Origin of the sequence: Proteiniborus sp. DW1 (assembly GCF_900095305.1) — a bacterium.
Lineage (GTDB): Bacteria > Bacillota > Clostridia > Tissierellales > Proteiniboraceae > Proteiniborus.
This window is the reverse complement of the sequence record NZ_FMDO01000041.1, coordinates 25,641-34,877: the sequence shown is the minus strand read 5'-3', so window position 1 is coordinate 34,877 and position 9,237 is coordinate 25,641. Positions and strand designations below refer to the sequence as shown.

Below are 9,237 nucleotides of genomic sequence, written 5' to 3'. Positions count from 1 at the left end.
TTGTGTATTCCACATTAGTAAAGAAAGGTCATAAAAAGTCAAAGTCTATTAATGACCTTCTTTTGTTTCACTATTTCTTTTCAGAAATAAATAGGAGGTTGTATTATTATGCTAGAGATTATATACTGAAAATGTAATACTGATAACAGAAATATTTTATTATTTTCACCATATATAGCTTGTCATAGACTTATATAATGTTAAATTATGAGTGGTATACTCTTACTATACTAACTCATCAATTGATAAGACAAAAAGTCTTTTTGAAAAATTATAACTTAGATGACATGTACCGAAATTAGAACTAGTAAAAACCACTAGTTTAGAGATATACTAATATTGCTTAAAAAAGGGGGATGATGAAATGATTACATTAGAGAAAATTACATGGGATAATTGGGAAGAATGTATACGTCTTAGGGTTAAAGATGAACAAGATGATTTTATTGCTTCAAATATGTATAGTTTAGCACAATCATATGTTGCATTGTTAAATGATGAACTACCACCTATGACGTATGCTATATGCGAAGACAGTAAAGTTATTGGATTCGTGATGATGTATCATGATACAGCTGAAGAGAGTGACTATTCTGAAGAAAGTTATGGGATATGTAGATTTATGATCGATAGAAAGTTTCAAGGGAAAGGATATGGTAAAAAAGCATTTGCAAAAGTATTGGAACTAATTAGAACTTTTCCACAAGGGAATGCAGTTTCTGTATATCTCTCATATCATCCAAAAAATGAAGTGGCTCAAAAACTATATGCTTCTTTTGGTTTTGTTGAAACAGGGGATATTTCCGATGGTGAAGTTGTTGCCAGATTGGCTCTTTAGATAACAATTGGAGATTTATAAGATATGCTTAGAGCCAGCATTGGGCTTCGAAGTCATATTTTAAAGGTTTGCGTTTAGTAGAATTTTGTTGCTTTTCTTATATAGGACATTATCTGAAAGCAAGTATTAAGCAAATGAAGTTACAATTTAATAGATTTTTAAGGGTATATAATAGATATGTTTTTTAGTTAGATAATATTATTTAAATGGGTGAGGTAGATGGATTACATAGATAAGAATTGTGAATTTTGTAAGATTGCTAATAAGGAAAAGGTTCCAGAGATAATATATGAGGACGAAAAAATAATATCTTTTTTTAGATATGGACTCTATAAATAGTGGACATCTATTGATAATACCAAAGGAACATTATATTGATCTAGATGACTTAGATGAGGATGTTGCTACTCATATAATGAAATTCGCTATGAAAGCTACAAGGGTTCTAAAAGAGATATTTAAGCCTGATGGTTATAGCATAATGCAAAATGGCGGGACTTTTAATGATGTTGGACATTACCATATGCATGTATTTCCAAGATATAAAGGTGATGGTTTTGGGTGGACATACAGTGAAGAAAATGGAGAAGGACAGGAGCTTAAACAAGTAAAGGATATGATTATTAACGGACTTTCCAAGGACATTATGAATACAGAAAAATAGAGATCAAAATTCATTAATGAGGGAACTAAAATGAAATCAGCTATATTAGCATATTTAAGGAAGATTTTTGCTGGTTATTATTTTTACTATTATTATGTCTTTTACTAAATCTTTAAATAGAAAAGAAATTCTATATGCAGCAATGATATTAACCATTGCTTTATTATTCTATAGCTTTTTACATGAGTTAGGACATGTAATTACTACAATTTTACTAGGCTATAAAAAACAAGTTTTCACTTGGCAGAGTGTATTTGAAGGACGAACTCTCTTCATTTGAGGAAATTAGGAATAGTAAAAATAAAGTAAAATATGGTATTATAGCTGTTTCAGGTAGTTTAATTACTATATTATTTGGATACATTCTATTGTTTGTTGCACATAAATCAAGGTATGGCATAAAACTGATTTATTTTTTATATTGCTTTTTTAGTCTTGTAGTTTTTCTACTTGGGGATACTGGATATTTAATAATAGGAAGTCTATCGTTACAGGGTAATCTTATTGGAAGCTTTGCTAGATTTAATATTTTAAGATAGTTTGTTTCTTGCTTTGGATTAATTATAGCGATAGTTAACATTTTTCTAATTTGGCATTTTTTCTGGCTTGTTTAGTGAAATATTTATTATCTTAATTAAGAGGGGGTTTTAAACAAAGTTACTACATAAGTTCAGAACTATATATTAAAAAATTATTAATATTGTGAAGGTGAAGAAATGAAAAAAGTTGGGATTATTGGCGCTATGCCTATAGAAGTAGACATAATTAAAAATGAATTGGAAAATTGTTTTGTTGAAACACATGCAGGTTTAGATTATTACATAGGCAAAATTAAAGATATTGAAGTTATTTTATTAGTGTGTGGTATTGGCAAAGTTAATGCCGCAGTTTATACTCAGATTTTAATTGACCAGTATTCAGTTGATGCAATAATCAATACAGGCATTGCTGGAGGGCTTTCCGATGATATTAAGCACCTTTCTGTAGTAATATCAAATCAGCTAACATACTATGATGTGCGTAGAATTCAGATGATAAATTGTTTTCCAAATCAAGAATTTTTTATAGCAGATGCTAATTTAATTGACTTAGCAATAAAAATTTCAAAGTCATATGATTTGGATTATCATATTGGAACAATTATATCAGGTGAAGATTTTATAACAGATACTAGGAGAAAAAAAGAGTTACATCAAATTTATAAAGCACTTTGCGTAGAGATGGAAGGAGCAGCAATAGCACATACCGCTTTTGTAAACAATATTCCTTTTTTAGTTATTCGCAGTATTTCGGATTTAGCCAACGAAGCAACTGTTAAAGATTATAAGAAATTTGAAGAAATAGCAGCACATAAATCTGCTAACCTTGCAAAAGAAATGATATATCATTTATAATGCATAATTTGATTTGTTAATGTTTATGGAAAAAGGATGTTACCATCTTAATATCTAGGAGGTAAGGATATTGAATTTAAAAATAGTTGAAGAACTAAACAATATTTATGAGCCTTTGCATAGGCAATTTAAAGAGTTGAAGCAGATATTAGAAAAGCAAGGTTTTAGTTATTTCAATGCAGGATGGTTTAATATGCATTCCATAAAGTATGATGATAATTTCATTAATGAATATTTTCCTATCCCTGTCTTATCAGTTAAAGGTGTTGGGGATATTGGTTTAAATTTAGATCATATTTTTATTGAGACTACAATATCAAAAGAAAAGGCATTAAATTTACAATTAGATAAGTTTAATGACTATAACATAGAGATTTATGGTGTTTCAGACTATTTTATCGATTATTATCAACCTAATTTAGGAATTGAGGTTTACAAAGAAAAGATTCATAAAAGTGATGAGAAGGAATTTCATTTTACAATATATTTACCTCAAGGCATTAGTATGGAAAAAATAATTAGCGTGATTTCCAAATTAAGAGAATATGAAATCATTTAATTACTCCATATCTATTTACAAAAACTATATAATTTGCTAAGATTAAATTACTACTTAAGTTATGAATGATGGAAGGAGTGATGTGTTATGAAAAATATCAAATGTAACTTTTATTTAAATAAGTCTAATAATTTCATAATACCACTTCTAGAGGTCAGCATTCATAATTAATGCTTAATTAATCTATACTATATAGTATTTTTGTGTCTATTAACCCTAGAGGTGGTTCATGTAAAAACTACAACTAGGGTATTTTTATGCCCTAAAATAATGGGAGGATTAAGAATTGACAAGCAAATATAATTTGTATGATTTAGGATGGAATGAGAACTTTAAAGATGATGTTAAACAGTATGGAGATGAATATAGCATTGGAAGAGTAGTAGTGGAGTACAGAAATTTATATAAAATATATACTGAAAATGGTGAAGTGTTAGCTTCAGTTTCTGGGAAGATGACTAATTTAGCAACAGGAAGGGAAGATTATCCTGCTGTTGGAGACTGGGTAATACTAGATAAAAATATTAATCAAAAAGATAGGGTTATGATTCATGGAATTTTAAAAAGAAAAAGTAAATTTTCTAGAAAAGTTGCAGGAAACTCATTTGATGAGCAGATTATTGCAGCTAATATAGATATAGCCTTCATATGTATGTCTTTAAATAATAACTTTAATTTAAGAAGATTGGAAAGGTACATTACTGTGGCTTGGGACAGTGGTTCCAGACCAGTTGTATTACTTACAAAAGCAGACCTGTGTAATGATATAGAGGAGAAACTTAAGCAAACATCTGAAATCTTGTTTGGAATAGATGTTCACTGCATTAGCTGTGTTAATAAATCGGGAATCTCAGAAGTTAAGAATTATATAAAAAAAGGAACTACAGTTGCATTTATTGGTTCTTCTGGAGTGGGAAAGTCCACTATAATAAATGAACTGCTAGGTGAAAGCAGACAGATAACTCAGGAAGTAAGCAGTATTGGAGAAAAAGGAAGACACACCACTACAAATAGAGAACTTTTAATACTTCCTGAAGGGGGAGTAGTTATAGATACTCCAGGAATGAGAGAGCTCCACATATTAGATGTTAGTGAAAGTATAGATACTGCATTTAAGGATATAGAAGAACTTTCTTTGAGATGCAAATTCTCAGACTGCACTCATATATCTGAACCAAGATGTGCTGTAAAGGAAGCCATTAATGACGGTACTCTGAGTAAAAAAAGATACGAAAGCTATCTAAAGCTTAAAAAGGAAGCTGCATATACTGAAAGAAAGTTAAATAGAAAAGCTGAAATTCAATATAAAAAAGCAGCAAAAAAACTATCAAAATCATTAAGGTAAATTTAATACTATATTAAGTATGAAAAGCTATTTCTTGCTAACTAGGAGATAGCTTTCTTTACTTTTTAAGTATGGTTTGATATTATCAATACTTAGATAGACATAACAGACTAATGTGAAAGGATGAAAAGAATGTTTCATCTAAAAGAAGTACACTATTCAAATAGAAATCAAGGGCTAAATGATGAGTATCCATTTAACATTCCTCTAGTGAGGTCATTTACAAAAATAGCTTTTGATGCTCCCATAACTATACTTGTCGGAGAAAATGGTACAGGGAAATCTACTTTACTAGAGGCAATTGCTTGTGCTGTCGGTTCTATAACAATAAGTGATATAGATATAATCAAAGACAGAGAATTTGAATATGCTAGGGCTCTTTCAAAACATCTAAAGCTATCATGGACCATAAAAACTAACAAAGGATTCTTCTTAAGAGCAGAGGACTTCATTAATTATTTGAGAAAACTACACATTATGAAAACAGATATGGAACAAGAGCTGGCTGATGTTGACAATAGATTTCATGGTAGAAGTCAGTATGCACGAGATTTAGCTCGAATGCCTTATACACGATCTCTATATGAAATGAAAAATATGTATAATGGTGATTTAGAGAGCAAATCACATGGTGAAAGTTTTTTAGAGTTTTTTAGTGCAAGGTTTATACCTAATGGACTATATATATTAGATGAGCCAGAAACTCCCTTATCTCCTATGAATCAATTTGCTTTTATGGCCATGCTTAAGGAAATGATTAACCAAAACTCTCAGTTTATTATAGCTACTCATTCTCCAATTATAATGGCTTATCCTGGTGCAACTATATATGACCTAAATGATTTACCTATTAAGAAAACAGACTATATGGATATAGAGTCGGTTAAATTCTTCAAATCGTTTTTAAATAATCCAGAAGGATTTTTAAGATACCTTTAAGCCTATATAACTTTTTTAAAAAGATTGCATAAAATTATTAAAACGGTTAAAATAGTATATCATACATATAAAAGACATTAAAATAGAAAAAATCTTATAATTATGTTATATTATAAGTTAACAATAAAGCAGAGAAAAGGAAGGTTGTGTTACAATGAACGACAAACCAGTATCATCAAACTTTATCAGAAATATTGTAATCAGCGACTTAGAAGCAGGCAAGCATAAAGAAATAATTACAAGGTTTCCACCAGAACCAAATGGCTATTTACATATTGGCCATGCTAAGTCTATAACATTAAACTTTGAATTAGCTGATGAATTTAATGGAAGGACAAATCTTAGATTTGACGACACTAATCCTACAAAGGAAGATGTAGAATACGTTGAATCAATAAAGGAAGATGTAAAGTGGCTTGGCTTTCAGTGGGAGGAGCTTCATTTTGCTTCAGACTATTTTGATGAAATGTATAATAGAGCAGTTTTACTGATCAAAAAAGGTAAGGCGTATGTATGCGATTTATCTGCAGATGAAATTAGAGAATATAGAGGAACACTAACAGAGCCTGGAAAAGAAAGTCCTTATAGAAATAGGACAGTAGAAGAAAATTTAGACCTTTTTGAACGTATGAAAAAGGGAGAATTCAAAGATGGTGAAAAGGTATTAAGGGCTAAAATTGACATGGCTTCACCAAATATCAATATGAGAGACCCTGTTATTTATAGAATTTCTCATACTTCACATCATAATACAGGAGACAAATGGTGTATATACCCTATGTACTCCTTTGCTCATCCATTAGAAGATGCTATAGAGGGCATAACACATTCTATATGTACATTAGAATTCGAGGATCAAAGACCACTATATGATTGGTTTGTAAGAGAATGTGAGATGGAGAGCATACCACAACAAATAGAGTTTGCTAGACTTAATCTAACTAATACAGTAATGAGTAAGAGAAAGTTAAAGCAACTAGTTGATGAGAATGTAGTTGACGGTTGGGATGATCCTAGAATGCCTACTATATCTGGCCTAAGGAGAAAAGGATATACTCCAGAGGCTATAAGAAACTTTTGTAGGGCAATAGGTGTTTCTAAGAGCAACAGTCTAGTAGATGAGCAAATGCTTGAACATTTTGTAAGAGAAGATTTGAAGCTTAAAGTGCCTAGGGTAATGGCTGTTATTAGACCACTTAAGGTGGTTATTACAAATTATCCAGAAGGTCAAATTGAGTGGCTAGATGCAGAAAATAATTCCGAAAATCCTGAACTAGGTGAAAGAAAGATTCCTTTTTCAAGAGAAATATACATTGAGCAAGATGACTTCATGGAAAATCCACCTAAAAAATACTTTAGGCTTTTCCCAGGCAATGAGGTTAGATTAAAAAATGCCTACTTCATTAAATGTAATGAAGTTATAAAAGATGAGGAAGGGAATGTAATTGAGTTAAGATGTACCTATGACCCTGAAACAAAGAGTGGAACAGGTTTTACAGGGAGAAAGGTTAAGGGTACAATTCATTGGGTAGAGGCAAGTAATGCTATACCTGCTGAAATAAGACTATATGAACCCTTAATACTTGATGACCAACAAGAAGAGGGAGAAACATTCTTAGATAATATAAATCCTAATTCATTGGAGATTTTGCAAGGTTTTGTTGAACCAAATATGAAAGATGCCAAACCTCAGGATAAGTTCCAGTTCTTTAGACATGGATACTTCAATGTAGATACAAAACACACTACAGATGAAAGGTTAGTATTCAATAGGATAGTATCATTAAAAAGTTCATTTAAGATAGAAAATTAAAATTATTAGGAAATGGTAGAAGGCTTGCCATTTCTTTTTTTATGATATAATATACTAGGAAGAAATTAGAAAATACAAATGGTAAAGGGGAATGTACTATGACAGTATTAGTTTGTGGTGGTGCAGGGTATATAGGCTCTCATTGTGTATATGAGTTAATAGAAAAGGGAGAAAAGGTTGTAGTTGCAGACAATCTTCAAACGGGACATGTTAATGCAGTACACAAGGATGCAATTTTTTATAAAGGCGATATAAAAGATATTGAATTTTTGAATAAGATTTTTCAAGAACATACCATTGACTCAGTAATACACTTTGCTGCAAATTCAATAGTTGGAGAAAGTATGAAGGAACCATTAAAGTATTTTAATAATAATGTTTATGGAATGGAAGTTCTTTTGAAAGCCATGGTATCGAACAAAGTAAGCAAAATTATATTTTCATCATCTGCAGCTGTATACGGAGAGTCTAAGTCTATACCTATTAAGGAGTCAGATGCAACTGATCCTACAAATCCTTATGGGGAAACCAAATTAGCTATGGAAAAGATGATGAAATGGACAAGTATAGCACACGGGATAAAATATGTTTCTTTAAGATACTTTAATGTCGCGGGTGCTCATTCAAACGGGCTTATAGGTGAAAAACATAATCCTGAGACTCATTTAATACCTTTAGTTTTGCAAGTACCATTAGGAAAAAGAGATAAAATCTATATCTATGGTAACGATTATAATACAAAAGATGGCACTTGTATACGAGACTATATTCATGTCATGGACTTAATAGAGGCTCATTTATTAGCTTTAGAATATTTAAGAAAAGGTAATGATAGTAACATCTTTAACCTAGGTAATGAATTAGGCTTTACTGTTAATGAAATAATCAAGGCTGCTGAGGATGTTACAGGAAATCCTATTGAAAAGGAGATTACTTCTAGAAGAGCAGGTGATCCTGCAGTACTAGTTGCATCATCAGAAAAGGCTAAGAATATCTTAGGCTGGGAGCCACAATATACTAATATAAAAGACATAATCCAATCTGCTTGGGAGTTCTATAAAAAACATGCTAATGGTGAACGTAAAATTAATAATTAAAACAGAGGATTTAAATATATCCCAGGTACTGTTAAATAAGTTACAGACCTAATCTGTAACTTTTAATCATTAAAATACAATGAAGCTTATAGTTTGCTTTTAATAAATTCATTATATTTAGTAATAGCAGCATTAAGAATTTGACTTGCAGCTATTATATCAGGATCCTGTAGATTATTTTCTTTTTCTTCTATTAATTTTATTAAGTTTTTTCTAAGTTTTTCAATGTCATTTAGCAAATCATTTAATTCTGGCATTTAGATATTCTCCTTTCATAGTAGTAGGCTATCCAAACAATAAATCATTTATGCGTTTGATATTAACTTAATATCAGAAAGAGGGAAAAGAGATTAATAAATTATACTCAAAAATGTGCCCTTAAGAAACTGAAGTTTCTTTAATACACAATATTAGAGAGAAATCGGATATTTAATATGCAAGTATGATACCTAGTAATACGTAATACTAATGAGTGAAGGTAATTTATCTAAAAATTTACCAATGTTATCTGCATTTTATAGCGAATAATGTTATATATAATATCATAAATGGGGATTGTCTAAATTGATAAATAAAGGTAAAATATAT

10 protein-coding genes are annotated in these 9,237 nt (G+C 30.4%); 9 read left to right on the top strand and 1 reads right to left on the bottom strand.

Annotation, left to right across the window (positions count from 1 at the left end):
* The first annotated feature begins 364 nt into the window (after positions 1–364).
* The 9 genes from DW1_RS10555 to galE all read left to right on the top strand — a co-directional run bounded on the left by DW1_RS10555 (position 365) and on the right by galE (position 8,649).
* Positions 365–838, top strand: coding sequence for a GNAT family N-acetyltransferase (locus DW1_RS10555; RefSeq protein ID WP_074350592.1), 474 nt, complete (start codon positions 365–367; stop codon positions 836–838).
* A gap of 322 nt (positions 839–1,160) precedes the next feature.
* Entirely contained in the window at positions 1,161–1,502 is a 342-nt protein-coding gene (locus DW1_RS10550) for an HIT family protein (protein ID WP_200800511.1), read from the top strand.
* A 254-nt stretch (positions 1,503–1,756) separates the two neighbouring features.
* Positions 1,757–2,041: a hypothetical protein gene (locus DW1_RS10545; protein WP_074350591.1), complete on the top strand. Its 285-nt coding sequence runs from the start codon at positions 1,757–1,759 to the stop codon at positions 2,039–2,041.
* A 177-nt stretch (positions 2,042–2,218) separates the two neighbouring features.
* Entirely contained in the window at positions 2,219–2,896 is a 678-nt protein-coding gene (locus DW1_RS10540; protein ID WP_074350590.1) for a 5'-methylthioadenosine/adenosylhomocysteine nucleosidase, read from the top strand.
* 70 nt (positions 2,897–2,966) lie between these two features.
* Positions 2,967–3,455 (top strand): DUF3201 domain-containing protein, encoded by a 489-nt coding sequence (locus tag DW1_RS10535; RefSeq protein WP_074350589.1) that lies wholly within the window; start codon positions 2,967–2,969, stop codon positions 3,453–3,455.
* 286 nt (positions 3,456–3,741) lie between these two features.
* Positions 3,742–4,800: a ribosome small subunit-dependent GTPase A gene (gene rsgA, locus DW1_RS10530; RefSeq protein WP_074350588.1), complete on the top strand. Its 1,059-nt coding sequence runs from the start codon at positions 3,742–3,744 to the stop codon at positions 4,798–4,800.
* 123 nt (positions 4,801–4,923) lie between these two features.
* Entirely contained in the window at positions 4,924–5,739 is an 816-nt protein-coding gene (locus tag DW1_RS10525; protein ID WP_083605639.1) for an AAA family ATPase, read from the top strand.
* Between the two features lie 154 nt (positions 5,740–5,893).
* On the top strand, positions 5,894–7,552 hold the full coding sequence (locus DW1_RS10520) for a glutamine--tRNA ligase/YqeY domain fusion protein (RefSeq protein ID WP_074350586.1): 1,659 nt from the start codon (positions 5,894–5,896) through the stop codon (positions 7,550–7,552).
* A gap of 98 nt (positions 7,553–7,650) precedes the next feature.
* Positions 7,651–8,649, top strand: a complete 999-nt coding sequence (galE, locus tag DW1_RS10515; protein WP_074350585.1) for a UDP-glucose 4-epimerase GalE — start codon at positions 7,651–7,653, stop codon at positions 8,647–8,649.
* An 86-nt stretch (positions 8,650–8,735) separates the two neighbouring features.
* Here galE and DW1_RS10510 read toward each other — a convergent pair whose 3' ends face one another.
* Entirely contained in the window at positions 8,736–8,906 is a 171-nt protein-coding gene (locus DW1_RS10510; protein WP_074350584.1) for an aspartyl-phosphate phosphatase Spo0E family protein, read from the bottom strand.
* Positions 8,907–9,237 lie beyond the last annotated feature (331 nt).